The sequence below is a fragment of the Paraburkholderia aspalathi genome, from assembly GCF_900116445.1.
GTDB classification, from domain to species: Bacteria; Pseudomonadota; Gammaproteobacteria; order Burkholderiales; family Burkholderiaceae; genus Paraburkholderia; species Paraburkholderia aspalathi.
In genome coordinates this window covers 13,329-37,507 of the sequence record NZ_FPBH01000042.1, presented here as the reverse complement: position 1 = coordinate 37,507, position 24,179 = coordinate 13,329, and the positions used below count along the sequence as shown (strand labels likewise).

The window sequence follows — 24,179 nt, the reverse complement described above, 5'->3', positions numbered from 1 at the left end:
GCTCCGCTTACGCTGTGACAGCGTCCGTGGTTTCGGTGCTGTAGAACGGGTAGTCGGTATAGCCGACGTCGGTGCCGCCGAAGAAGGTGGGGCGGTCATACGGGTTCAGCGGCAGCTGAAGGCGCAGGCGTTCGGGCAGATCCGGGTTGGCGATGAAGTCGCGGCCAAATGCGACCAGGTCGGCGTCGCCTGCCTGCAGGACGGCTTCGGCGCTCGCGGCCTTGAAGCCGCCGGCGGCGATGATGACGCCCTTGTAGTGCTTGCGGATCAGTTGTGCGGCGACCGGGTTCGGGTCCTTGCTGTCGTCGTCGACGTTGCCCAGCACGCGCGGCTCGATCAGGTGCAGATAGGCCAGGTTCAGTTTCGCCAGTTCCTGTGCGACGTAGCTGAAGAGTCCTTCCGGATTGCTGTCCGACATATCGCCCCACGTGCCGCTCGGGCCAAGGCGCACGGCCACACGGTCGCTGCCCCACACCGAGATGACGGCCCGGGTGGCTTCGATCAGGAAGCGGGCGCGGTTTTCGAACGAACCGCCGTAGATGTCGGTGCGCTTGTTGCTGCCGTCCTGCAGGAACTGATCGAACAGGTAGCCATTGGCAGCGTGCAGTTCGACACCGTCGAAGCCGGCTTCCTTGCCGCGAATCGCGGCGGTGCGGAAACTCTCCACCAGTCCGGCGATCTCGGGGATGGTCAGCGCGCGGCTCGGCGTGTTCGGGATCCAGCCCGCTTCGGTGTACGCAACGCCGCCATGCGGTACGGCGGAAGGCGCCACCGGCTCCACGCCGCCTGGCTGCAACTGGCTGTTCGACTGGCGTCCAGCGTGATAGAGCTGCAGGAAGATGCGGCCGCCTTTGGCGTGCACGGCGTCCGTCACCTGCTTCCAGCCGGCGATCTGGCTATCGTCGTAGAGACCCGGCGCGCCAAGGTAGCCGTTGCCATTGGGAGCGGCGATGGTAGCTTCACCGATCAGGAAACCGCCTTCCGACGCGCGCTGCGCATAGTATTCGGCCATCAACGGGCCGGGCTTCGCGCCTTCGTCGGCTCGCATGCGGGTGAGCGGCGCCAGCACGACACGATGGGACAACTGGTAGGGACCGACTTTGACTGCGGAATGGAGCTTCGACATGATTTCCTCGAGATTGAGTGGCTGGTGACTTTCAATCGCCAGCGGGCTTTCGACCTTGAGGAGCAGTGTATGGACGGACAGAGATAAGAAAAATAGGCTAAGGTTCCGAATATATCGGATGTAGAAGTCCGCAATTGAGTCGTCACCGGGTTTCGACCGCTCGCCTGCGTCGCCCGGCCGGCGCCAATCGGCCTTGGGCCTCGGGACGCGGCAATGGACAGCCTCAGCGGCATTTCGGTGTTTGTGCAGGTGGCGGAAACGCGCAGTTTTACCGAGGCGGGCCGGCTGCTTGGCGTATCGTCTTCGGCGGTCGGCAAAAGCGTTGCGCGCACCGAGCAGCGCCTCGGCGTGCGGCTCTTTCATCGCAGCACGCGCAGCATCACGCTAACGGCCGAAGGGGCGCTGTTCCTCGAACGATGCCGGCGTATCCTCGGCGAGCTCGAAGCGGCGGAAGCCGAACTGTCCGACGCCGCCGGCAGTCCGCGCGGCAGACTGCGGATCAGCACGCCGCAACTGTCCGAGCTGATCATGCCGGCGCTAGACGCCTTCATGCTGCAATACCCGGACATCGAACTCGACGTCGATCTCTCCGATCGCATGGTGGACATCATCGAAGAAGGCTTCGATGCGGTGATACGCACGGGTGAGCAGCACGATTCGAGGCTGGTGTCGCGGCGCCTCGGTTCCTGCGGCCAGGTGCTGGTCGCTTCGCCTGGTTATCTGGAGAAGCACGGCGTACCCAAGCATCCGTCCGAACTCGTGCAGCATGCCTGTCTGCTACATAAATTCCCCGCCAGCGGCAAACTGGAACGCTGGCCGTTTCAGCTCGCCGCGTCGGAAGCGGAGCCGGAGTTGCCGCAAACCTTTGTCGCCAACACGATTGAAGTGCTGGGCTTTCTGGCGCTTCAGAACAAGGGGCTTGCCTTCCTGCCGACCTTCCTCGTGCGCGATGCGCTGGCGAGCGGCGCGTTACAGATCGTGCTCGACGATTTCATCGACCAGACCGTCACCTTCTGGATTTTGTGGCCGGCGAGCCGTTACGCGTCGCCGAAGCTGCGCGTCTTTATCGACTATGTCAGCCAGAATCTGCGGATCTAATAGCGGCGGCAAAGAAACGTCTAAAAGCTGAGCCTTACTCGTACGAGAAAGCCCCGCCGAACTTGTCCATCCGCTCCAGCGCCATGCCCGAACCACGCACCACGCAGGTCAACGGCGCTTCAGCGACGAACACCGGCAGGCCGGTTTCTTCCGCGAGCAGGCGGTCGAGATCGCGCAGCAACGCACCGCCGCCCGCGAGCATGATGCCGCGCTCGGCGATGTCGGCGCCCAGTTCCGGCGGCGTCTGTTCCAGCGCGATCTTCACCGCCGAAACGATCTGGTTCAGCGGATCCGTGAGCGCTTCGAGAATCTCGTTGCTGGACACCGTGAAGCTGCGCGGAATGCCTTCGGACATATTGCGGCCCTTGACCTCCATCTCCTTGACTTCGGAGCCCGGAAACGCGGAGCCGATTTCTTTCTTGATCGCCTCGGCGGTCTGCTCGCCGATCAGCATCCCGTAGTTGCGGCGAATGTAGTTGACGATCGCATCGTCGAACTTGTCGCCGCCCACGCGCACGGAACCTTTATAGACGACGCCGCCGAGCGAGATCACGCCCACTTCGGTCGTGCCGCCGCCAATATCGACCACCATCGAGCCGGTCGCTTCCGACACAGGCAGGCCGGCGCCGGTCGCTGCCGCCATCGGTTCTTCGATCAGATAGACCTGCGAGGCGCCCGCGCTGTGTGCAGCTTCCTTGATCGCGCGGCGCTCGACCTGAGTCGACCCACACGGCACGCAGATGATGATGCGCGGCGACGGCGCGAACATCCGCGACTCGTGCGCCATCTGGATGAAGCGCTTGATCATCTGCTGGGTGATGTTGAAGTCGGCGATCACGCCGTCCTTCATCGGGCGGATCGCCTCGATATTGCCCGGCACCTTGCCGAGCATCTGTTTCGCTTCCTTGCCGACGGCCAGAATGATCTTCTTACCGTTCGGGCCGCCTTCCTGACGAATCGAGACCACCGAGGGTTCGTCCAGCACGATGCCCTTGCCACGCATATAGATCAGCGTGTTCGACGTGCCGAGGTCGATTGCCAGGTCGTTGGAAAAATAGCCACGCAAAAAACCGAACATGCAAATTCCTGTCTCGCTGATGCCGGGCGCGTGAGCGCGCCGCTTGGGATGCCGCCCGGAGGCGGCAGGCGACCAGGTGATGGCCGGAGAGAGGGAAGAATAACAGCTTCGGGCGCCGGGCTACTTCGGCGGGCGTGCGCGCAGCAAGTTGTCGGCCTGCCATTTGATGCGGTCGCAGTTGCTTTTGACGCGCACTGCGAATTCCGACGGGGAGTTGAGCTGCAGCGAGCGCATCTGCATCGCATCGCTATCCCCGCGCGCCCAACCGGCCTGCCAGCGCGTATCGAACTGGCTGGCTTCGGTGAGGACCTTTCTGAGTTTCTGCTTGTACTCGACCACGTCCTGCTCGGAACCTCCGCAGAATTCCTTAGCAAAGCGGGCGCGCTGACCCGCGGCTTCCGCGCTGCCGTTGTCGCTCTCTTCGCTCGCTAACGCGGATCGCGGCTGGGCCAGCAGCAGAAGCGACAAAAGCAGCGCCAGTACGGGTGCCAGCGCGAGCAGGGCGTGATAGCGAGATTGGTTTTTATACACGATTGCCTCCTTGTGGCCGTCCTCCGGCGCCGCAATGAAGCGCATGTGTGCAGCGATGGAGCGTGCTGCCCCCATATTACCGTGTATAGCTATAGACGCCCGCCCAGTATTACTTACGGCGCATTGGTTAACGCCGGATCCAGATAGGCGCTCACGTTTTGCGATTGCTTGTAGACCGCGTTGCGCACATTGAACTTGTCCGCGTTCACGCTCGAACCGTACACGGAATCCAGCCCGTCACCCTTCACGAACGCCTTCCTCGCCGCCGCCGCGTCGAGCAGATGCGTGCCTTTCAGCAACGGCAGATACTGGGCCGGCGTCAGGCCGACGCGCGCGGACATGATCTTGACGGCATCCGGTTGCGTCTTCGGATCGTTGATGTAGGCCACGCAGCGATACCAGACCTTGATCACCTTGGCCCAGTCGGCCTTGCGCGACTGCAGACTGACCGGATTGACCGTGATCGCGTCGTAGATCAGGCCCGGCGCGTCGGCTGAGGTAAAGATCGGACGTGAACCGGGCACGCGTTTGAGTGCTTCGCCCGCGTTCGGTTGCCATGCACCGACCGCGGCGACATCGCCGGACGACGCCAGCACCTGCGGCAACTCGTTCGTCTTGGCGTTGACGAGCGTGATGTCCGATTCCTTGAGCGCATGCTTTTCGAGCGCGGTGTCCAGCAGCAGGTGATCGACCAGACCCATTTCCACACCGACCTTCTTGCCCTTAAGTCCGGCCACCGTGCGAATGGGCGGCTTGGCCACGATCATGTCGTTGCCGCTCGAATAGTCGGTCAGAAGGATCATCACGTTTTTGGCGCCGCTTGCGCCGGTGACGAGCGCATCGCCATTGGTCGCGCCGACCGCGTCGAGTTTGCCGGCAGAGAACGCATCGAGCGAGGCCGAGTAGTCGAACCATTGGAAATTGACATCCACGCCGGCTTCCTTGAACCAGCCTTTGTCGATGGCAACCTGGAACGCGACGAAGCCGGGCCAGTCGCTATAGCCGATGGCAAGGGGCGTGGCTGCTTGTGCAGGCGCGGCGGCAAAGCCGATGGCGACCGCAGCGGCAGCGCCGGCGATCGCGCCACGCACGCGGCGCGACGAGGCAAGGCTGCTCAGTAAAGTGAGGGACGTACGGGCGGATTCGAAGCGTTTCATCGTTTTCTCCAGGAGACCGGTCAATTGCGATTGTTGAGTTGGATCGCGCGGCGACTGCGCGATAAAACAACATGACCGGTTCCCGCGAGAATCCGAATGGTGCGGACACTGCGCGAAAACTGCGGGAGACAAACGCCGGCCACGGAGAGGCACGATAGGCATCGCTATCGCCAATCTCCCGGGCTTTTGTCCCGCCGTGTAGTGCGGCCAGCTCGTTCCCGGATCAAGTCCGGATCGAACGAACGGGTGCACCGGGCTGCTCTCGGACCAGACATTCTCGCGAACCGGAACCCTAGCATCCCTAAGATGCGACGCTGCCGCACCTCTCAGGGGTCAATCTAGCGAGAAATATGCCAGCCGGATTGCGCGATGCGTCGAGATGTTCGTTATGCGAATGCTTCAACGCAGACATGGCGTCAAAAGCTCAATCCAGGGTGGCAAAACGCTGATGCACATAGGCGAGAAACTGTTCGAGGCGTTCCTCGATCGAGGCCGCGAGACTGACCCGTTTGATGCGGCGATCCGCGTCGGAACTCGTCTCCAACAACCAGCCGGCATCGATCAGCTCCTGCACGTAGCGCACCGCAGTGCGGCGGCTCACGCCCGGCATGAACTCGTAGAGGGCCGTCTTGGCGAAGTCATCTTCCGGCTCCACCCACATCCGGCAAAACAGATCGCTGTAGTTGAGGTCGTTCAGCCCCAGGTCGCCGAAATGCGCCGACCACTGCCAGTCCATGTCGAGAATGGCGCGCGCGACGGCTTGCCCCTTGTGACGCGCAAGTTTCTTCTTCATCGATTCACCACGAGGAGGAGGGGTGCACAGTTTAAGTGCTAATCGCGCCGGAAATCGGGCGCGCCAGAATTATGCATGGCCAGGTTGAGATATTTTATTGACGAAGGAAATTCGTGTGTACCATTGCATGCAATTTTGCATGTAATTGGAGAGGCGATGAAATTCGAACTGTTCAAGACGTTCTGGGGCTTCGATGGCGGTCCGCACGATGCTGCGCCACTGGTACGTGCCGCCGGGTTCGACGGTATCGAAGCGCCCGTTCCGACGGGTGGGGTTGAGCGTGAAGCGTTTGCGCAGGCAATCGCGGATGAACGTCTCGAGTTCATCGCGGAAATTACGACGGCGGGCAGTTATGTACCGGAACGGTCCGCCACGCCGGCGGACCACCTGCGCGACTTCGAAGAAAAAATCGTGTGGGGCAAGCCGCTCAAGCCACGCTTTTTCAATGTGATGGCGGGCTGCGACGCATGGCCGGCCGCCACACAGGTGGATTTTTTCGCACGCGCGGTGGAGATTGCCGCGAAGCACGAGGTGACCTGCAGCTTCGAGACGCATCGAGGCCGCTCGTTCTACAACCCGTGGATTACCCGCGACGTCGCGCGTGCCGTGCCGGATCTTAAGCTGACTTGCGATTTTAGCCATTGGGTGTCGGTGTGCGAGCGTCTGCTCGACGGTGAATGGGACACGATCCTCGAGCTTGCGCCGCATGCGCATCATTTGCACGGGCGTGTTGGCTATCCGCAAGGTCCGCAGGTCCCGCATCCGGCTGCGCCCGAGTACGCAGACTGCCTCGCCTCGCATCAGCGGATCTGGGAGGCGTTGTGGAGCGCGCAGATCGAGAGGGGCTATACGACGACGACCATGACGCCCGAGTTCGGCCCCGATGGCTATCTGCACACCTTGCCGTTTACGAACGCGCCCGTGGCCGATCTGAGGGAGATCAACACGTGGATGGGGCGCGAAGAGCGACGCCACATCGCGGCGTTTCTTGCTGGACGTGAGGCGCGTGGCGGCCTACAAACCGAATCGCAAACGCATTCGCCGACTCAATTTTCCACCGAACCGCAGCACGCATAGGCCACGTTCATGAGCCAATCCCACACCCGTTTCGACCGCTTGCCCGTTGTCGACGTCAGCGGTCTCTTTAGTGACGACCCGGATCAGCGTCTTGCAACCGCACTCGAACTCGACCGCGCGGCGAGTGACGCGGGTTTTTTCTACGTCACCGGCCATCAGGTCTCGCGCGCACAGCAAGCTGCGCTAATAGATCAGGCCAAGCAGTTCTTCGCCGCTCCCGATGAATGGAAAATGCGCTATTACATCGGCAAATCGACCGCGCATCGTGGCTATGTACCCGAAGGCGAAGAGGTTTTCGCAGGCGGCAAGCGAGACAGGAAGGAAGGCTTCGATACGGGCCGGGAGTTGCCACCCGACGACCCGGATGTCCAGGCCGGCACGCCGATGCTTGGGCCGAATATGTGGCCCGAGCAACCGGGCTTTCGTGAAGCCGTCGGCGGCTATTACGAGGCGGCGTTCGCGCTCGGCCGCGCGTTGTTTCGTGGCTTCTCGCTCGCACTCGGTTTGCCGGAAACGCATTTCGACAGTTATTTGCAGAAGCCCCCGAGTCAACTGCGCCTGCTTCACTATTCCTTCGACCCGTCCGCGGAAGACCGGCCGGGCATCGGCGCGCATACGGACTACGAGTGCTTCACGATCCTGCTGCCGACGGCCCCGGGGCTCGAAGTGATGAACGGCGAAGGTGAATGGATCGACGCGCCGCCGGTCGACAACGCGTTTGTCGTGAACATCGGCGACATGCTGGAGGTGTGGACGGGCGGCACGTACGTGGCGACGTCACATCGCGTGCGCAAGGTGAGGGAAGAGCGCTACTCGTTTCCACTCTTCTTCGCCTGCGACTACCACACCGTGGTCGCGCCACTGCCGCAGTTTTCGACACCGAAGGCGGTGGAGAAATATCAGCCGGTTTCGGCAGGCGATCATCTGTTTGCGCAGACGGCGCAGAGCTTTACCTATTTGAAGCAGCGTCTCGAACGCGGTGAGCTGGCGTTGCCGGAGGGATCGAAGGGGTTGGCGAGCTTTGGGCAGCAGGCTCGTTACGCGGGCACTGAGCAGGGCTTTGTTTAGCAGAAACCCCGCATCAGGACTACGGCGCCGCCTCGTCTACGAGCGGCGCCGTTGCTTTTGAAGTTCGATGAAACGTGCCGACATCAGCGTGTAGAGCGTGCGGCGAAGCGTGGCAAGCGTGAGCATGGTCGGAAGAGGGCAGTGAAGAGTGTGACGCTTCATCACGCACACACCGTGCCATCGTGCAGAGCGCCTACTCTGCGTGATAAGCGTAATCACGCAGCCCAATCATGGTGCCTCACGCATTCAACTGGTGCCGATTCACCCTCGGCCGTGGTGCGTGCGCCATCAGACCAATGAACCTCTGCTTGCCGCATTGCGCCGCCGATACCATTCAATGCCTTGCCACAATGCGCTTTCGGCCTCAGCAATATCACGCTGGCACGCAACTCGCTTAGCTACACATCGAGAGGTGCGAAGTAATTTGCATCATCTTCAGGATCGCTAGGGTTCCGGTCGCACCGCTTTAAAGGCTTCCAGAAGGCTTCAAAGCGCGCACACGATGTCTGGTCCGAGAGCAATCCGGTCTTGCCGTTCACCTTCTTTCAAGGCGCCGGCGAGGCTCCACGGAGGGATAAAAGCCCGGGAGGTCGCGATGTCGGTCAATCGCCCTCTCATGCTTTTTCCCAACCGATACCTGGAGCCTCCATGTCGACGCAAACCTCAGTCGATCTCGCACCGATCCCGCAAGTGTTGTGGGAAACAGTGATTCCCGCCGGCACGCATTGGTCCGGCGTGCTGCGCCGTGGCATGGCGCTGCGCATCGTCGATTCCGAGGGCGGCGCCAATCTGGCCGCCGTGTTTTACCGGCACGACGAACCGCTCGAACGCTACAACATGGCCGACACCTTGAAGGCGCAGCACACCGCGCATCTGACGCGCGGCCACGTGCTCTATTCGGATATGGGCCGCGTGATGGCGTCGATCACCGCCGATACGCTCGGCTGGCACGATCCGCTAGGCGGTCTCGGCGACGCCGAACTGTTCGCCGACAAATACGGCACAGCCCGCTATCAGCAACATCGCAATGCGATGGTCCGCAACGGCCGCGACTGCCTGTTGCTCGAACTGGCCAAACACGGTCTGGGCACGCGCGATCTCGTCGCCAATATCAACTTTTTCAGCAAGCTCGCAATCGGTGAAGATGGCTCGCTCGACTTCGTAGCGGGACATTCTCCTGCCGGCGCCGCCTTCGATCTGCGTTTCGAAATGGACACGCTCGCCGCGTTTTCGAGCGCACCGCATCCGCTGAACCCTTCCTCCGAATACGAACCGGGACCCGTCAAGCTAATCGCGTATCGCGCGTACGCCGCCGACGCCTCCGTACCGGCCGACGATCCTTGCCGCGCCGCCTGCCCAGAGAACGGGCGCGGCTTCGTCAATACCGATCGTCTGTTCGTTTAAGGAGACCCGCGATGCCTATCATCGAAAGCAAACTCGACATCCGTCACGCGGTCTACGATCTTACGCTGCCGTCCGGCGAGCCGTGGCTGCATGAAATCAAACGCGGTCAGTTGTTCCGCATTCTCGACCTGGAAGGCAATCAGGCCGTCGACACGCTGTTCTACAACAGCGCCGATCCGCTCGAACGCTACAGCGCGCAGGACACGATTCGCGCGCAACGCAATCTCTATCTGTCCGCGGGCAGTGTGCTGATGTCGAACCTGGGCAAGCCGATGCTGACCATTGTTGCTGACACCTGCGGGCGTCACGATACGCTCGGCGGAGCCTGCGCCGCCGAAAGCAATACGGTGCGTTACGCGCTCGACAAACGCTATATGCACAGCTGCCGCGACAGTTTCCTGCATGCCATTACGCATTGCACCTGCGGCGTGGGTACGCAACTGACCAAGCGCGACATCGTCAGCAATATCAACTTTTTCATGAATGTGCCGGTGACACCGCTCGGCAAACTGACCTTCGAAGACGGCATCTCCGCGCCGGGTAAATACGTCGAGATGCGCGCCGAGATGGACGTCACCGTACTGATCTCGAACTGTCCGCAGTTGAACAATCCGTGCAACGGCTACAACCCGACGCCCGTGCGGCTGACCATCTGGGACGCCCAATGACATTCGACAAAGTCCTGATTGCCAATCGCGGCGAGATTGCCTGCCGCGTGATTCGCACGCTCAAACGCCTCGGTATTGCGTCGGTTGCGGTCTATTCGGAGGCCGATCGTCACGCCATGCATGCGATGCTCGCCGACGAAGCGGTCTGCATCGGTCCGGCGGTAGCGGCCGCCAGCTATCTGAATAGCACGGCGATTCTCGAGGCGGCGCGTGCGACCGGCGCGAATGCCGTGCATCCCGGCTACGGTTTTCTCTCGGAGAATGCGGCTTTCGCGCAGGCCTGCGAAGACGCAGGCATCCGCTTCATTGGGCCGCGCCCCGCGCAGATGCGTGAATTCGGCCTGAAGCACACGGCACGCGAGCTGGCACGCGCGAACGACGTAGCGCTACTACCCGGCACCGGCTTACTGCCTGATGTAACTACCGCGTTAAACGAGGCCGAATCGATCGGCTATCCCGTGATGCTGAAAAGCACCGCGGGCGGTGGCGGCATCGGCATGTCGCTGTGCCGCGATGCGGCGCAGTTGGAGAATATGTTCGCGTCGGTCGCGCGGCTTGGCGAGGCCAACTTCGCGAACGCGGGCGTCTACATCGAAAAATTCGTCGAGAACGCGCGCCATATCGAAGTGCAGATTTTCGGCGACGGCCAAGGCGGCGTGATCGCGCTCGGCGAACGCGACTGCTCGGTGCAGCGGCGCAATCAGAAGGTGATCGAGGAGACGCCGGCGCCGGGGCTGACGCAAGCGGAACGTACGGCATTGCACGCGAGTGCCGTGCGTCTCGCGCAGGCCGTGAAGTATGAATCGGCCGGCACGGTCGAATTCGTATTCGACGCCGACACGCGGCGCTTCTATTTCCTCGAGGTGAACACGCGGCTGCAGGTCGAACATTGCGTCACAGAGGAGGTGACGGGTGTCGACCTGGTCGAGTGGATGATCCGTCAGGCAGAGGGCGAGCTTGCGCCGCTCGACACGCTGGTTCCGACGCCCAGCGGTGCGAGCATCCAGGTCCGCCTGTACGCCGAAGATCCGCACAAGCAGTTTCAGCCGAGCGCGGGCGTGCTGACCCACGTCGCTTTCGCCGCCGATGCGCGGGTCGACACCTGGGTCGATGCCGGCACAGAAGTGAGCGCGTTCTACGACCCGCTGCTCGCGAAGATCATCGTCAAGGGCGCAACACGCGATGCCGCGCTCGCCGCCATGCGCGCCGCGCTGGCGCAAACGCAGCTTTACGGCATCGAGACGAACCTCGACTATCTGCGCGCGATCGCCGGTTCGGCGACCTTCGCACGCGGCGAGCAAACTACTGCCTTCCTCACGCGCTTCATGTTCGCGCCGCACACCATCGACGTGCTCGACGGTGGCGTGCAGACTACCGTGCAGCAGACGCCGGGACGGGTTGGCTACTGGGACATCGGCGTGCCGCCGTCAGGCCCCATGGACGGTCTGTCGTTCCGCCTCGCCAACGAATTGCTCGGCAATCCGGCCGACGCGGCGGGACTCGAATGCGCGATGGTCGGCGCGACGCTGCGCTTCAACACCGCGACGCTGTTCGTGCTGGGCGGCGCGCCACTCGCCGCCACACTCGACGGCCAGCCGGTCACGCTCTGGCAGGTCACGCGGGCACCGGCGGGTTCGGTGCTCAAGCTCGGTGGCGTGACCGGCGCGGGCATGCGTGCCTGCCTCGCACTTAAGGGTGGCTTGCAGGTGCCGGACTATCTCGGCAGCAAGGCCACCTTCACGCTGGGCCAGTTCGGCGGCCACGCGGGGCGCGCCCTGCGCAAGGGCGATGTGCTGCATCTTGCCGCCGACGCGGGCCGCGGCGAAGCGGGCGCGCAACTCGATCCGGAGCGCGTGCCGGCGCTGACGCACGAATGGACTCTCGGTGTGCTCAACGGTCCCCACGGTGCGCCGGACTTCTTCACGCCCGACGACATCGCGATGCTGTACGGCACGCGCTGGACGGTTCACTACAATTCCAGCCGCACAGGGGTCCGCCTGATCGGTCCGAAGCCGCAATGGGCGCGCACGGACGGCGGCGAGGCCGGGCTGCATCCGTCGAATATTCACGACAATGCGTATGCGGTCGGCGCGGTCGATTTCACGGGCGACATGCCGGTGATCCTCGGCCCGGACGGTCCGAGTCTTGGAGGGTTTGTCTGCCCGGTGACCGTGGTGGGCGACGAGTTGTGGAAGCTCGGGCAACTGCGGCCGGGGGATACGGTGCGGTTCGAACCGGTGCGTGCGCAAGCATCACTCACGACGTCGGCAGCACCTCCAGCAACCGCAACAACGATAAACCTCGGTGCTCACGACTGCATTCTCTACAGCGATCCATCAGCCGGTGAGGGCACAGGCGTGGTCTACCGCCGCTCCGGCGATCAGAACGTGCTGGTCGAATACGGCCCGCTCACGCTGGACCTGAATCTGCGCTTTCGCGTGCATGCGTTAATGAACTGGCTCGATGCACACCGGCTGCCCGGCATCGTCGATCTCACGCCGGGCATCCGTTCACTGCAGGTGCATTTCGACCCGCGCACGCTCTCGCACGACACCTTGCTCGCGCATCTTCAGCAGGCCGAGCGCGAATTGCCCGCTGTCGACGCGATGCGCGTGCCGAACCGCATCGTGCATCTGCCGCTGTCATGGGACGACCCGTCGACGCGGATCGCGATCGAACGCTACATGCAATCGGTACGGCCCGATGCGCCGTGGTGTCCGAGCAATATCGAGTTCATTCGCCGCATCAACGGTCTGGATAGCATCGACGACGTGAAGCGCATCGTGTTCGACGCGCGTTACCTGGTCATGGGTCTCGGCGACGTCTATCTCGGCGCGCCGGTGGCAACGCCGCTCGATCCGCGTCACCGGCTCGTCACGACCAAATACAACCCGGCGCGCACGTGGACGCCGGAGAATGCGGTGGGAATCGGCGGCGCCTATCTGTGCGTGTATGGCATGGAAGGGCCGGGCGGCTATCAGTTTGTCGGCCGCACCGTGCAGATGTGGAACCGCTACCGCACCACGCGCGAATTCGAAGCCGGCAAGCCGTGGCTCCTGCGGTTTTTCGACGAGATCCGCTTCTATGAAGTCAGCGAAGCCGAGCTGGCCGAGTTGCGCGCCGACTTCATCGCGGGCCGCGCGAGTCTGAAGATCGAGGAATCGGTATTCGATCTCGGCGCGTACAACCGCTTCCTGAAAGACGAAGCCGAATCGATCTCCGCCTTCAAGCGTTTGCAACAGGCGGCGTTCGACGAAGAGCGCGAACGCTGGAATGCCGCGGGGCACGCGGAGTATGTCGGCGAGCCGGGCAGCGACGCGGGTTCGGCCACCGGCAACGGGGCGGACGACGCGCTGGCGGCAGGCCAGCAGAGCGTCGTCGCCGACGTCTCGGGCAGCGTCTGGAAACTGCTCGTCAGCGAAGGCGAGCGTGTGAGCGAAGGACAGGTGGTCGCAATCGTCGAATCGATGAAGATGGAAGTGTCCGTTGCCGTCACCGAAGACGGTGTGATCGAAGCGATCGATTGTGCAGCCGGCGCAGCAGTTGTCGCGGGTCAGCGCCTGATGGTGCTGCGTGCCGACGTGGCGGCCGGGACTATCGAGGAGGCGACGTGCAAATGAAGCAAGCCGACGAACTTTTCGAATCGATGTCGATTGTGGCGCTGCAGTCGCGCCGCAAGTCAGGTGGATCGAGTTCCGATACCGAACGCTGCCCCGGAGAATCCCATGACCGTCATTAACAGAAGCGACTGGTTCGCGGTACGCCGCGAACTCTCCTCACGCGGCAAGTGGCTATTGGGTTTCGGTTCTTTTTTGTTGCCGGTTCTCGTCTGGTGCATCGTCAGCTATGTGCCGTTCGTCTGGCATCCACAGGTACTGGTCGAGAGTCCAGGCAGCGTCGACTATTTTCAGCCCGGCATGCGGGTCGATAAGGACGTGTTCGCCGATGAACTGAGCCATGCGCAAGCCGGCCACACGGCGTTGCCGACGGGCGAGCCGGTCAACCCGGTCTACTTGCCCGCGCCCCACGAAGTGCTGCGTGCGTTCTACACCGCATTCACGACGCCCCCTGCGTCGCGCGACGGCGTGTGGCTGCATCAAAGCCTGTGGCACAGCATTCAGGTGATCTTCTGGGGCTTTCTGCTGTCGTCGGTGATAGGCGTGCCGATCGGCATCGTCTGCGGGACTTATAGCGCGATTGCGCGGCTGCAGGAGCCGTTTTTCGAGTTCTTCCGCTACTTGCCGGCGCCCGCGTTCGGTGCGCTGATGGTGGCGATCCTCGGCATTTACGACGGTCCGAAGATTGCCATCATCGTGATCGGCACGCTGTTCCAGCAGGTGCTGATTGTGGCGAACACCACGCGCAAGCTGGAGTATGGCCTGTTCGAAGCAGCCATGACGCTCGGCACGAAGAAACTCAAGCTGCTCACGCATGTGGTGATTCCCGGCATCCTGCCCGACCTGTACCGCGACCAGCGCATTCTGCTCGGCTGGGCATGGACGTATCTGATCGTGGCGGAACTGGTCGGCACCAGCTCCGGTATCACCTGGTACATCACGCAGCAGGCGCGTTATGAGCATTTCGACAACGTCTACGCGGCGATCATGATGATCGGGATTATCGGACTCGGCACCGATCTCGTGCTGGCCTATGTCGGCCGCAAGCTGTTTCCGTGGGACCGCACGCTCAAGGCGTAGCGGGACCGTTTGCGCCACGGCCCGATGTCAAACATCGCAGCGCGCAGCACTTCATTGCACCGCATTCAAGGATTCAATCATGTTAAATCCGCAGCCGATTCCGTCATACCTTATCCAGTCCGACGCGGTGCGTGAGCGTTTCGACCGTCTGAAGTCGCGCGAGGTGATTCTCGAAGTTCGCGATCTCGACAAGCGCTTCGAGAGCGCGCAGGGCGAGTGCACCGCATTGAACGGCATCAACTTCAAAACGCACCGGCGCGAGTTTGTCTGCGTGATCGGACCGTCGGGCTGTGGCAAGTCGACTTTGATCCGCATTCTTGCCGGCCTTGAGCGGCAGACCAGCGGCAGCGTGCTGCTCGACGGCAAGCCGGTAGAGGGGCCCGGCGCCGATCGCGGCATGGTGTTTCAGGGCTACACGCTGTTTCCGTGGCTGACGGTCAAGAAGAACGTCATGTTCGGTTTGAAGATGAACGGCCACAGCACCATGCACGCGGAGCGCGACGCGCTGCAATGGCTCGATCTGGTCGGTTTGACGAAGTTCGCCAACGCGTATCCGCATCAATTGTCTGGCGGGATGAAGCAGCGCGTGGCGATTGCTCGCGCGCTCGCGAACCGGCCGCGGATTCTGCTGATGGACGAGCCGTTCGGCGCGCTCGATGCGCAGACCCGCGCGAAAATGCAAACGCATTTGCTCGATATCTGGCGCAACATCGACGTGACCGTGCTGTTTATTACGCACGATCTGGACGAAGCGATTTTTCTCGCCGACCGCATCCTGGTGCTGAAGGCAAATCCCGGTGAGGTGCAGGAATTGATCGAGGTGCCGGTGCGACGTCCGCGTGACTATTCACAGGCCACGTCGCCAGAATTTCTTGCCACCAAGGCGCGGCTCGAAGCACTGATTCATCGGCCCACGGCCGTCGATGAGGAAGACGATGTCGTCAAGCCGCATATGGTCCGGATGACGGACGTGACGGATAACGTCGAGTAGGAACGAAGCGCGCTTGAGCCGGGAGGGGCTATTCGCCGTTCTGCGGGCAGGTATGGCCGGCCACCGTCCACCGCCAACATTACCAAATCGTAATCATCAGACGCTCCGCTTGCCGGTATGATTTAAGGGTCAAGCACAGCGGAGCACTCTCATGCGAATCCTGTTGATCGAGGATGAGCTTAAAACAGCGGCTTATCTGAAGAAAGGCCTGGAAGAATCCGGCTACGCGGTCGATGTCGCGAACGACGGCCCACAAGGGCTGCTTCTCGCGCAGGAAGAAGAATACGACGTGATCGTGCTCGATGTGATGTTGCCCGGCATGGACGGCTGGACCATCGTCAAGACCTTGCGTAGCACGCGTACCACGCCGGTGCTGTTTCTCACCGCTCGTGACGACGTCGACGACCGCGTGCGCGGCCTCGAACTCGGCGCGGATGACTACCTCGTCAAGCCCTTCGCCTTCGTCGAATTGCTGGCTCGGGTGCGCACGTTGGCGCGCCGTGGTCCGCCGCGCGAAAGCGAACTGATCAAGGTGGGCGATCTGGAAATGGACGTCAATCGCCGGCGCGTGAAACGCGGCGGCGTGCGTATCGATCTCACGCCGCGCGAGTTTTCGCTGCTGCAACTGCTCGCGCGCCGCCAGGGCGAAGTGCTGAGTCGCACGCAGATTGCGTCGTATGTGTGGGATATGAATTTCGACAGCGACACCAATGTCGTCGAAGTCGCGATCCGCCGGTTGCGCACGAAGATCGACGATAACTTTCCGGTCAAGCTGATTCATACGGTGCGCGGCGTCGGCTATGTGCTCGAAGTGAAGGACGCCGCGTGATGCGCGGCCGCTCGCTGGCCGCGACGCTCGCGCTGGCCTTCGGGGTCACCACGCTCGCGGTTTTCGTGCTGGTCGGCAGTTTTCTGTACCTTGCGCTGGACAAGCAGATCAAGGCGCAGGATGACCTCGACATCGTGCTTGCTGCGCGCCATGCAAGGCGGCTCGTCGAAGAGCTCGATGCATCGAACGGCATTCGCGAACATGGCGACCGGTTGACCAGCATCGTGCTGGGCAATGAAGCGATGTCGATGGAAGTGTTCGGTCCCGATGGGCGTATGGCGATCGAGCACAATGCGGGAGAGACGTTTGCGACGCAGGGTGGCGCGGCGAGCGGGGCTGCCTCGGCAGCGTCAAATGCGCCTGATGATTCCGTTGCGCTCAATTCGGCAAGCGAAACGGGCACGGCGAATGATCTCCATGATCCCGGCGAGACCGCTGAAGCGGGCGGTGTCGAGGCGATCGCTGCGCTGCCGCCGCTCACGCGCATTGCCGCTACTGCGCGCATCACCGACGTGGATATCGGCAACTGGACCGGCCGCAACGGCGCACCGATCCGCGGCATCCTCGCGGACGCGCGGCTGCACAACGGCGACACGGCGACTGTGCTGATCGCGCGCAATATGAGCGACCGCTGGCGGCTGCTCGACCGCTATCGCGACAAACTCAACCTGGCCGGAGCAGCCGGCGTGATTCTGGCGATGCTGTTGAGCTATCTGTTGATTCGCGCCGCCTTGCGGCCCTTGCGCGATATCGCGGCGAGTGCGGGCCTCGTCACGGTCAATCGCCTGAATACGCGGATCACAGTGGCGCGCGTGCCGAGCGAACTCGAAGCGCTGGTAAACGCGCTCAATGCGATGCTCGAACGCGTCGAGCATGGCTTTCAGCGTCTTTCGCGTTTCACCGCCGACCTCGCACACGATATGCGCACGCCGATTAGCAACATGCGCGGCGCCGCCGAAGTCGCACTTGCCCGGCCACGCTCCACCGACGAATATGAATCGCTGCTCGCATCGAGTCTGGAAGAGTGCGACCGGCTCTCGCGAATGATCGAAAACGTGCTGTTTCTTGCGCGTGCTGAGCATCCGCAGTTCGTCAAACATATGCGCGCGTTCGAGGCGGGGCAGGAACTGACGCGGATCGCGGAATATTTCGAGGGCATCGCCGACGATGCGCATGTCAGGGTGCAGGTCACCGGTGCGGCGACGCTGACGGCGGATCTCGAACTGTTTCGTCGCGCCGTCAGCAATCTGCTGGCTAACGCGATCCGCTATACGCCGAGCGGCGGCGAGATCGGGCTCGATGTTCGCGCATCGGCCGACGCCGTGCGCGTCACGGTGTCGAACCAGGGACAACCGATTGCTGCCGAGCACCTCGATCGTATCTTCGACCGTTTCTATCGCGTCGACCCTTCGCGCAGTTCCTTGCCTTCGTCTGGCATGTCGCAAGGGTCCACGGGTTCGACGGGGCTCGGGCTTGCCATCGTCCGCACGATCATGGAGTTGCATGGCGGCACGGTGCATGCGGAGAGCGATGCGCAGAGTACGCGGTTTGTGCTTACGTTCCGGCGGGTTTAGAGCCATCCCACGTTCCACCCAGCGCCTTCAACAACAACACACTCGATTCCAACTGCCGTGCCGCAATCTGATCCGCGGTGCGCTCGTTCGTCAGCGCGATCGTCTGCGCGGTCACCACGTCGAGATAACTGACCGCGCCCGCGTTGAAGCGGTTTGTCGTCAGCCGTAGCGACAGATCGGCGGCCGTGGTTGCGCGCTGTTGGCTGGCGGCTTCGTCGGCGAGCGAATGCAAGGCGGACAGATTGTCTTCGACCTGCTGGAAGGCCACCAGCACCGTTTGCCGGTAGTCGGCGACCGTGCCGTCGTATTGCGCCGTCGCGCCATGCAGAGTGGCCGTGCGCCGGCCGCCGTCGAACAGCGTGCCGGCGAGTTGCGATCCGAGCGACCAGAACAGACTCGGTGCGCTCAGCCATGGCGCGAAGAAGGTGCTTTCCAACCCAGCGCTTGCCGACAGCACCAGATCGGGGAAGAAGGCCGCGTGCGCCTCGCCGATCTGTGCATTCGCTGACGCCACGCGCCGTTCGGCGGCGGCAATGTCGGGACGCCGTTCGAGCAATTGCGACGGCACGCCGACAGGAATTGCCGGCGGCGTCGCAGCCGATCCGTTCGGCGGCAGCGTGAAGGTGGAGGCCGGCTCGCCGATCAGCGTGGCAATCGCATGCTGCATCTGCGCGCGCGTCACGTCGATGTCCGTGTCCTGCGTGCGTGTCGCTTCGAGTTGGGTAGTGGCCTGAGCGACCGCCGAGGCATCGATCGCGCCGTCTTTCAGTTGCTGCTGCAGCAGCTTCAAGGCGGCGGCATAGGCGGTCACGCTGTCGTCCAGCAGCTTCTTTTGCGTGTCGAGCGAGCGCAGCGAAAAATAGTCGACGGCGAGGTCGGCGCTCATTGACAGGCGCACGGCTTCGAGATCCGCTTCGCTCGCCTCAGCATCGGCCTTCGCGCCGGTCACGCTATCGCGCACGCGACCGAACAGATCCGGCTCCCAGCTCGCAGACACACCGGCCGAATAGTCGGGAATGGTCTTGCCCGCCAGCGCACGGTCCACGAGATTCTGCGAGGTTCTCGAACGATTCTGGGCGGCACCGGCGGTGATGGTCGGGAAGAAACCGGCACGCTGATAGTCCACCATCGAGCGAGCTTGCTGCACCTGCGCAACCGCCTTGCGCACGGTCTGATTCGAGACGTCGACACGCGCTTCGAGTTGGTTCAGGACCGGATCGTTGAAGATGGTCCACCAGGGGCCACGCGGTGCCGCGTCGGCGGGTGCGGCCTGGGCCCAGCCGGGCGCCGCGCCTGCGTATTGCGCGGGGATCTCGGCGGTGGGGCGCTGGTACGGCGGCAAAGTCGAACAGGCGCTCAGCAGTGCGCCGATCAGCGTGGCCACAATCGAACGCCGCAACAACGGGCGCGGAAGAGATATCGGAGACATTCGGCTCATCCTTTCGATGACTGGCGCTCAGCTATGCGTGGCCGGCGCGATCTGCACGAGCTGGCCTGTGCTCAGCGAATCGCCGGGGTTATCGATCACGCGGTCGGTCGCCGCGAGGCCCGTGGTGATTTCCACATGCGTGCCGAAATCGCGGCCGATGTGCACCGTCTTGAGCGCCGCACGGCCATTGCCGTCGACCACGGCGACCGTCACGCCGTCGGGGCGGAAGAGCAGGGCGCTCACAGGCAGATCGAGCGCGGGTGTGGTCGACCGCAACTGCAGATGCACCTGCACGTACGCACCTGGCATCAACGCACCATCCTTGTTATCGACGTCGACCTCGACGCGCAGCGTGCGGCTCGACGGATCGATCGAACCGGTTGTGCGCGCCACTTTTGCGGCGATGCGCCTCCCGGGATATTGCTGGGCGGTCAGATATACGCCGGTGTCGGGCGTGACGTAGGGTGCATCGTTCTGCGGTACGTCGACGAACACGCGCAGCACGCCGGTCTGCTGGATATGAAACAGCTCGCCGGACATACCTGCCGTGCCGGGCGTGCCGCCCGCCGTCACGAGTGCACCGACATCGACGTTGCGCGCGGTGATCGTGCCGTCGAACGGAGCCGTGATCTTCTCGTACGACACCAGCTCGGCAAGATGCGCGACATTGGCCTGAGCCGACGCCAGCATTGCGCGACGCGCTTCCATGTCGCTGACCTTCGTATCGGCGTCCTGCTGCGCGACCGATTGCGTTTTCAGCATCTCCTGCCAGCGTTGTGCGGTGGTCTTCGCGAAGTCGAAGTTGGCCTGCGCGGTGGCTTCGTCGGCACGGGCCTGGCGCAGTTGTGCGTCTAGATCGGGCGCGTCGATCGTGGCGAGCGTCTGGCCGCTTTTCACCTGGGCGCCGATGTCGGTGTTCCAGTGTGCGAGATAGCCGCTCGTGCGCGCATAGATCGACGCTTCGGCGAACGGTGTTACCGCGCCGGGCAGCAGCAGCTCGTTGACGGCCGGCGCCGGGCGCGGCGTGACCACCGACACACTGAGCACGCTTTGCGCTTGCGTCTGTTGTGTCAGCGCGGCGCTTGCGTGCAGACGCGGCACGATGCCCACGATCAGTAACGCTGCGGCGAGGCCAGCCAATGCGAACGGCCACACGCGGCGGCGCGAATTGGGGCTTCGGGTCATGTCAGCGGAGCGTGCGGTGCCGGCGGCGTTGGGATGCGAGTATTCGTTGCCGCTCGCGGGCTGAGCGGACGGAGCTGCTTGAGCGGCCTCAGTGCCATGCACGGTATCTGCGGCTCGAGCAGCTTCTGCGGCTCGATCAGCCTCAACAGCCGGTTCAGACCGGTCGCCGAGGTCCGGCGGAAGTGATGGATTGTTCATGAGCTAGTTCTCGTCGGAGTCAAAGTGTGCGGGCGGGAACGCGGGATTCTTCTGCGGCGGTGCGAGCTGCGCGGCGTTTGTCGAGCCACGCATGCACCATCCCGTAGACGACCGGAACAAACAGCAAGGTGGACACCGTGCCAAGCGCAAGGCCGCCGATCACCGCGCGGCCGAGCGGCGCGTTCTGTTCGCCGCCGTCGCCGAGTCCGAGCGCCATCGGCAGCATGCCGATCAGCATGGCGAGCGCGGTCATCAGCACCGGACGGAAGCGGCTGAAGCCTGCCTCGAGGGCGGCCTGCAACGGTGGTTTGCCGCCGTGGTGGAATTCACGCGCGGTGTTGATCACGAGAATGCTGTTGGCCGTGGCAATGCCGATACACAGAATGGTGCCGGTCAGCGCCGGCACACTCAGGCTCGTGCCGGTGCTGAACAACATCCACGCAATCCCCGCGAGCGAGCCCGGCAAACCGCTGATGGTGATGAACGGATCGATCCACGACTGAAAATTGACGACCATCAGCAGATAGACGAGGGCAATCGCGAACACGAGACCGCTTGCGAGGCCGCTGAACGAATCGTGCATCGCCTGCACCTGGCCGCGCACCACGATCGACGCGCCCGGCGGCAATTGCGGCCGGATCTGATCGACGAGCCGATTCACGTCGGTCGCCACGCCGCCGAGGTCGCGCCCTTGGGCAGACGCGAAAATATCGAGCACCGGCTGCACGTTGTAGTGCGAGACGACGGCTTGCTGGGTGACGCGTGTCAGCGTGCTCATCGCGCCGAGCAGGTTCTGCGGAGCGGGGCCGTTGCCGGTTGCCGCAGCGGACGCCGTCGCCACGCCCGCACTTGCGCCACCGTTCTGCGCGACCGGAATATTTGCCAGCGCCTGCAGCGAGTTGATGTCGTACTGCGGCATCATCGCCATCAGCGGATAGCTGACACCGTTGTGCGGATCGAGCCAGAAATTCGGCGTGGTCTGCGAACTGCCTGAGAGCGCGATCAGCAGGTTCTGCGACACGTCGCGTTGCAACAGGCCGGCCTGAATCGCTCGCGTACGGTCGACATTCACATTGATCGCGGGTTCGTCGCCCGGTTGCTGGATGCGTGCATCGACGAGACCGCGCACACCGCGCAGTTGAGCGAGCAAGCGGTTCGCCACGACGCGATTGGCGTCGAGCTTGTTGCCGACGATCTGGATATCGATCGGCGCAGGCAAGCCGAAGTTGAGAATCTGACTGACGATATCGGCGGGCAGGAAGGCAAACGCGACGCCGGGGAAATCTTTGGATAGCGTGGTGCGCAGCGTCGCCACATAGGCGGCGGTGGGCTTGTGTCCGGCTGCGAGCGTGATCATCACGTCGGCGTCTTCCGGGCCGATCGGGTCGGATGAATCGTAGGTCAGGTTGATACCGCTCACCGGCACGCCGATGTTGTCGAGCATGGCCGCGAGTTCCTGCTTCGGAATCACGCTGCGCACACGGGCTTCGACTTCATCGGTGATGCGCGCCGTGTCTTCGATACGCGTGCCGGTCGGTGCGCGCAGATGCAGGCGGATCTCGCCGGTATCGACCGCGGGGAAGAAATCGCGGCCGGCAAATGGCACCAGCACGAGCGAACCGATACACAGCAGCAGGAAGACCGCAATGAAACGGCGCGGGCTCGCGATTGCCGAACCGAGCACGCCGCGATAGCGTTCGCGCAACCTTTCGAAGCGATGTTCGAAGGCGACCTGGAAGCGGACCAGGCGCGCAATCGGGCCGTTGCCCGTGGCCGGCGCGTTACTGCGCGCACGCATCAGGTACATCGCGAGGGTCGGCACCAGCGTGCGCGAGAAGAAATACGACGCGATCATCGCGAACACCACCGCTTCGGCGAGCGGCACGAAGAGATAGCGGGCAACGCCGGAGAGCAGAAACATCGGCACGAACACGATACAGATCGACAGTGTCGAGACGAAAGTCGGCACGGCAATTTCGCCGGAGCCGTTCAGAATCGCGTCGTGCAACGGCTCGCCGTTTTCCAGATGGTGCGTGATGTTTTCGATCGCGACGGTGGCGTCGTCGACGAGAATACCCACCGCGAGCGCGAGACCACCGAGCGTCATGATGTTGATGGTCTGGCCGAGCGCGGACAGTGCGATCAGTGAGGTCAGCACCGCGAGCGGAATCGACACCGCGATGATCAATGTGGCGCGCCAGCTGCCGAGAAATAGCAGGATCATCAAAGCTGTCAACGCCGCGGCGATCACGGCCTCACGCGCCACACCCATTACCGCCGACTTCACGAAAACCGATTGATCGGACAGCGCGGTGATATGCAGCGCACTCGGCAAACCCGCCGCGATATGCGGCAGCATCTCCTTGACCTGCTGGATGATGGTCAACGTGGACGTGCTGCCGGATTTTTCGACGGTGAGCAATGCGGCGCGTTTGCCGTTGCTGCGCACGATATTGGTTTGCGGCGCATAGCCGTCGCGCACATGGGCGACGTCGCGCACGTACACCACGCCGCCGGCTACCGTTTTGATGGGCAGGTCGTTCAGCGCGGCCACCGTGTCGGTGCTGCCGTTCATCTGCACGTTGTATTCCTTCGTGCCGATCTTGGCGGTGCCGCCCGGCAGAATCAGGTTCTGTGCGTTGACGGCGTTGACCACATCGAGCGGGGCAAGCCCTTTAGCCTGCAGCGCGCGCGGATCGATATCGACCATGATCTGCCGTACCTTGCCACCGAACGGCAGCGGCACCGCCGCGCCTTGCACCGTCGCGAGTTGCGTGCGGATCTGGCTGTTGCCGAGGTCGTAGAGCTGCTGTTCGGACAGCGTGTCGCTGGAGAGTCCGAGCTGCAGGATCGGCACCGTCGACGCGTTGTACGTGATGATGTTCGGTGGCAGCGTGCCAGGCGGCAGCACGCGCAGGATCGACGCGGAATTGGAGGCCGCTTCGGCGATCGCGCGATTGATGTCCGCGCCGGGGTGGAAAAAGATCTTCACCACCGAGACGCCGTTCAGCGATTGCGACTCGATATGCTCGATATCGTCGACGTCGGAGGTCAGCGCGCGCTCGTAGTTCGAGGTGATGCGGTTGGCCATATCCTGGGCGGAAAAGCCGTTAAACGTCCAGACGATGCTGACCACCGGGATGTCGATGTTCGGAAAGATATCGGTCGGCGTGCGCAGTATCGCAAGAGGGCCGACGATAAAGATCAACACCGCGAGGACCACGAATGTATATGGGCGGCGCAGCGCGAGCTTGACGATCCACATGACGGTTTCCT

The 24,179-nt window shown here is 62.9% G+C and carries 19 protein-coding genes and 2 riboswitches; of the genes, 11 read left to right on the top strand and 8 right to left on the bottom strand.

Going from position 1 to position 24,179, the window contains the following annotated elements; genetic code table 11:
- Positions 1-7: 7 nt before the first annotated feature.
- Positions 8-1,126 (bottom strand): alkene reductase, encoded by a 1,119-nt coding sequence (locus tag BM438_RS39440; protein ID WP_093645923.1) that lies wholly within the window; start codon positions 1,124-1,126, stop codon positions 8-10.
- 213 nt (positions 1,127-1,339) lie between these two features.
- Between BM438_RS39440 and BM438_RS39435 the strand changes: the two genes are divergently transcribed.
- A complete protein-coding gene (locus tag BM438_RS39435) occupies positions 1,340-2,224 on the top strand; it encodes a LysR family transcriptional regulator (protein WP_093645920.1) in 885 nt (294 codons plus the stop codon).
- Positions 2,225-2,258: 34 nt separating this feature from the next.
- Here BM438_RS39435 and BM438_RS39430 read toward each other — a convergent pair whose 3' ends face one another.
- The 4 genes from BM438_RS39430 to BM438_RS39415 form a co-directional block, all read right to left on the bottom strand.
- Entirely contained in the window at positions 2,259-3,302 is a 1,044-nt protein-coding gene (locus BM438_RS39430) for a rod shape-determining protein (RefSeq protein ID WP_028194510.1), read from the bottom strand.
- A gap of 120 nt (positions 3,303-3,422) precedes the next feature.
- Positions 3,423-3,878: a hypothetical protein gene (locus BM438_RS39425; protein WP_244179555.1), complete on the bottom strand. Its 456-nt coding sequence runs from the start codon at positions 3,876-3,878 to the stop codon at positions 3,423-3,425.
- Positions 3,879-3,946: 68 nt separating this feature from the next.
- Positions 3,947-4,990 carry an ABC transporter substrate-binding protein gene (locus tag BM438_RS39420; RefSeq protein WP_093645918.1) on the bottom strand — a complete coding sequence of 348 codons (1,044 nt, stop codon included), beginning with the start codon at positions 4,988-4,990 and terminating at the stop codon, positions 3,947-3,949.
- A gap of 173 nt (positions 4,991-5,163) precedes the next feature.
- Positions 5,164-5,297: riboswitch (guanidine-I (ykkC/yxkD leader) on the bottom strand.
- Positions 5,298-5,414: 117 nt separating this feature from the next.
- Positions 5,415-5,783, bottom strand: coding sequence for a helix-turn-helix domain-containing protein (locus tag BM438_RS39415; RefSeq protein ID WP_093645915.1), 369 nt, complete (start codon positions 5,781-5,783; stop codon positions 5,415-5,417).
- Positions 5,784-5,939: 156 nt separating this feature from the next.
- Between BM438_RS39415 and BM438_RS39410 the strand changes: the two genes are divergently transcribed.
- The 10 genes from BM438_RS39410 (at position 5,940) to BM438_RS39370 (ending at position 18,091) form a co-directional block, all read left to right on the top strand.
- Positions 5,940-6,860, top strand: coding sequence for a sugar phosphate isomerase/epimerase family protein (locus BM438_RS39410; RefSeq protein WP_093645913.1), 921 nt, complete (start codon positions 5,940-5,942; stop codon positions 6,858-6,860).
- A gap of 9 nt (positions 6,861-6,869) precedes the next feature.
- Positions 6,870-7,928: an isopenicillin N synthase family dioxygenase gene (locus BM438_RS39405; RefSeq protein WP_093645910.1), complete on the top strand. Its 1,059-nt coding sequence runs from the start codon at positions 6,870-6,872 to the stop codon at positions 7,926-7,928.
- 433 nt (positions 7,929-8,361) lie between these two features.
- A riboswitch (guanidine-I (ykkC/yxkD leader) is annotated at positions 8,362-8,519 on the top strand.
- Positions 8,520-8,576: 57 nt separating this feature from the next.
- Complete coding sequence (locus tag BM438_RS39400) at positions 8,577-9,332, top strand: urea amidolyase associated protein UAAP1 (RefSeq protein WP_093645908.1); 756 nt, start codon at positions 8,577-8,579, stop codon at positions 9,330-9,332.
- Between the two features lie 11 nt (positions 9,333-9,343).
- Entirely contained in the window at positions 9,344-10,000 is a 657-nt protein-coding gene (locus BM438_RS39395; protein ID WP_054042339.1) for an urea amidolyase associated protein UAAP2, read from the top strand.
- Complete coding sequence (gene uca, locus BM438_RS39390; protein WP_093645906.1) at positions 9,997-13,620, top strand: urea carboxylase; 3,624 nt, start codon at positions 9,997-9,999, stop codon at positions 13,618-13,620. Before BM438_RS39395 ends, uca begins: the two co-directional genes overlap by 4 nt.
- Complete coding sequence (locus tag BM438_RS46805; RefSeq protein ID WP_267914019.1) at positions 13,617-13,739, top strand: hypothetical protein; 123 nt, start codon at positions 13,617-13,619, stop codon at positions 13,737-13,739. Before uca ends, BM438_RS46805 begins: the two co-directional genes overlap by 4 nt.
- Positions 13,726-14,697, top strand: coding sequence for an ABC transporter permease (locus BM438_RS39385; protein WP_093645903.1), 972 nt, complete (start codon positions 13,726-13,728; stop codon positions 14,695-14,697). Before BM438_RS46805 ends, BM438_RS39385 begins: the two co-directional genes overlap by 14 nt.
- 79 nt (positions 14,698-14,776) lie before the next feature.
- Complete coding sequence (locus tag BM438_RS39380) at positions 14,777-15,688, top strand: ABC transporter ATP-binding protein (RefSeq protein ID WP_093645901.1); 912 nt, start codon at positions 14,777-14,779, stop codon at positions 15,686-15,688.
- Positions 15,689-15,839: 151 nt separating this feature from the next.
- A complete protein-coding gene (locus BM438_RS39375; RefSeq protein WP_093645899.1) occupies positions 15,840-16,517 on the top strand; it encodes a heavy metal response regulator transcription factor in 678 nt (225 codons plus the stop codon).
- Positions 16,517-18,091, top strand: coding sequence for a heavy metal sensor histidine kinase (locus tag BM438_RS39370; protein WP_093645896.1), 1,575 nt, complete (start codon positions 16,517-16,519; stop codon positions 18,089-18,091). The genes BM438_RS39375 and BM438_RS39370 overlap by 1 nt, the downstream gene beginning before the upstream one ends.
- Here the strand turns inward: BM438_RS39370 and BM438_RS39365 are convergent.
- The 3 genes from BM438_RS39365 to BM438_RS39355 are packed head-to-tail and all read right to left on the bottom strand — an operon-like array spanning position 18,072 to position 24,168.
- Positions 18,072-19,520: an efflux transporter outer membrane subunit gene (locus BM438_RS39365; protein ID WP_093645894.1), complete on the bottom strand. Its 1,449-nt coding sequence runs from the start codon at positions 19,518-19,520 to the stop codon at positions 18,072-18,074. The two genes, BM438_RS39370 and BM438_RS39365, sit on opposite strands and share 20 nt — an antisense overlap.
- Positions 19,521-19,547: 27 nt before the next feature.
- Positions 19,548-20,903 (bottom strand): efflux RND transporter periplasmic adaptor subunit, encoded by a 1,356-nt coding sequence (locus tag BM438_RS39360; protein WP_093645891.1) that lies wholly within the window; start codon positions 20,901-20,903, stop codon positions 19,548-19,550.
- 19 nt (positions 20,904-20,922) lie between these two features.
- Positions 20,923-24,168, bottom strand: a complete 3,246-nt coding sequence (locus tag BM438_RS39355; RefSeq protein ID WP_093645889.1) for an efflux RND transporter permease subunit — start codon at positions 24,166-24,168, stop codon at positions 20,923-20,925.
- Between the last annotated feature and the right edge of the window lie 11 nt (positions 24,169-24,179).

Coding starts and splice junctions, on each gene's coding strand:
- BM438_RS39440 (WP_093645923.1), bottom strand. CDS start 1,126: ATGTCGAAGCTCCATTCCGCAGTCAAAGTCGGTCCCTACCAGTTGTCC.
- BM438_RS39435 (WP_093645920.1), top strand. CDS start 1,340: ATGGACAGCCTCAGCGGCATTTCGGTGTTTGTGCAGGTGGCGGAAACG.
- BM438_RS39430 (WP_028194510.1), bottom strand. CDS start 3,302: ATGTTCGGTTTTTTGCGTGGCTATTTTTCCAACGACCTGGCAATCGAC.
- BM438_RS39425 (WP_244179555.1), bottom strand. CDS start 3,878: ATGCGCTTCATTGCGGCGCCGGAGGACGGCCACAAGGAGGCAATCGTG.
- BM438_RS39420 (WP_093645918.1), bottom strand. CDS start 4,990: ATGAAACGCTTCGAATCCGCCCGTACGTCCCTCACTTTACTGAGCAGC.
- BM438_RS39415 (WP_093645915.1), bottom strand. CDS start 5,783: ATGAAGAAGAAACTTGCGCGTCACAAGGGGCAAGCCGTCGCGCGCGCC.
- BM438_RS39410 (WP_093645913.1), top strand. CDS start 5,940: ATGAAATTCGAACTGTTCAAGACGTTCTGGGGCTTCGATGGCGGTCCG.
- BM438_RS39405 (WP_093645910.1), top strand. CDS start 6,870: ATGAGCCAATCCCACACCCGTTTCGACCGCTTGCCCGTTGTCGACGTC.
- BM438_RS39400 (WP_093645908.1), top strand. CDS start 8,577: ATGTCGACGCAAACCTCAGTCGATCTCGCACCGATCCCGCAAGTGTTG.
- BM438_RS39395 (WP_054042339.1), top strand. CDS start 9,344: ATGCCTATCATCGAAAGCAAACTCGACATCCGTCACGCGGTCTACGAT.
- uca (WP_093645906.1), top strand. CDS start 9,997: ATGACATTCGACAAAGTCCTGATTGCCAATCGCGGCGAGATTGCCTGC.
- BM438_RS46805 (WP_267914019.1), top strand. CDS start 13,617: ATGAAGCAAGCCGACGAACTTTTCGAATCGATGTCGATTGTGGCGCTG.
- BM438_RS39385 (WP_093645903.1), top strand. CDS start 13,726: ATGACCGTCATTAACAGAAGCGACTGGTTCGCGGTACGCCGCGAACTC.
- BM438_RS39380 (WP_093645901.1), top strand. CDS start 14,777: ATGTTAAATCCGCAGCCGATTCCGTCATACCTTATCCAGTCCGACGCG.
- BM438_RS39375 (WP_093645899.1), top strand. CDS start 15,840: ATGCGAATCCTGTTGATCGAGGATGAGCTTAAAACAGCGGCTTATCTG.
- BM438_RS39370 (WP_093645896.1), top strand. CDS start 16,517: ATGCGCGGCCGCTCGCTGGCCGCGACGCTCGCGCTGGCCTTCGGGGTC.
- BM438_RS39365 (WP_093645894.1), bottom strand. CDS start 19,520: ATGTCTCCGATATCTCTTCCGCGCCCGTTGTTGCGGCGTTCGATTGTG.
- BM438_RS39360 (WP_093645891.1), bottom strand. CDS start 20,903: ATGAACAATCCATCACTTCCGCCGGACCTCGGCGACCGGTCTGAACCG.
- BM438_RS39355 (WP_093645889.1), bottom strand. CDS start 24,168: ATGTGGATCGTCAAGCTCGCGCTGCGCCGCCCATATACATTCGTGGTC.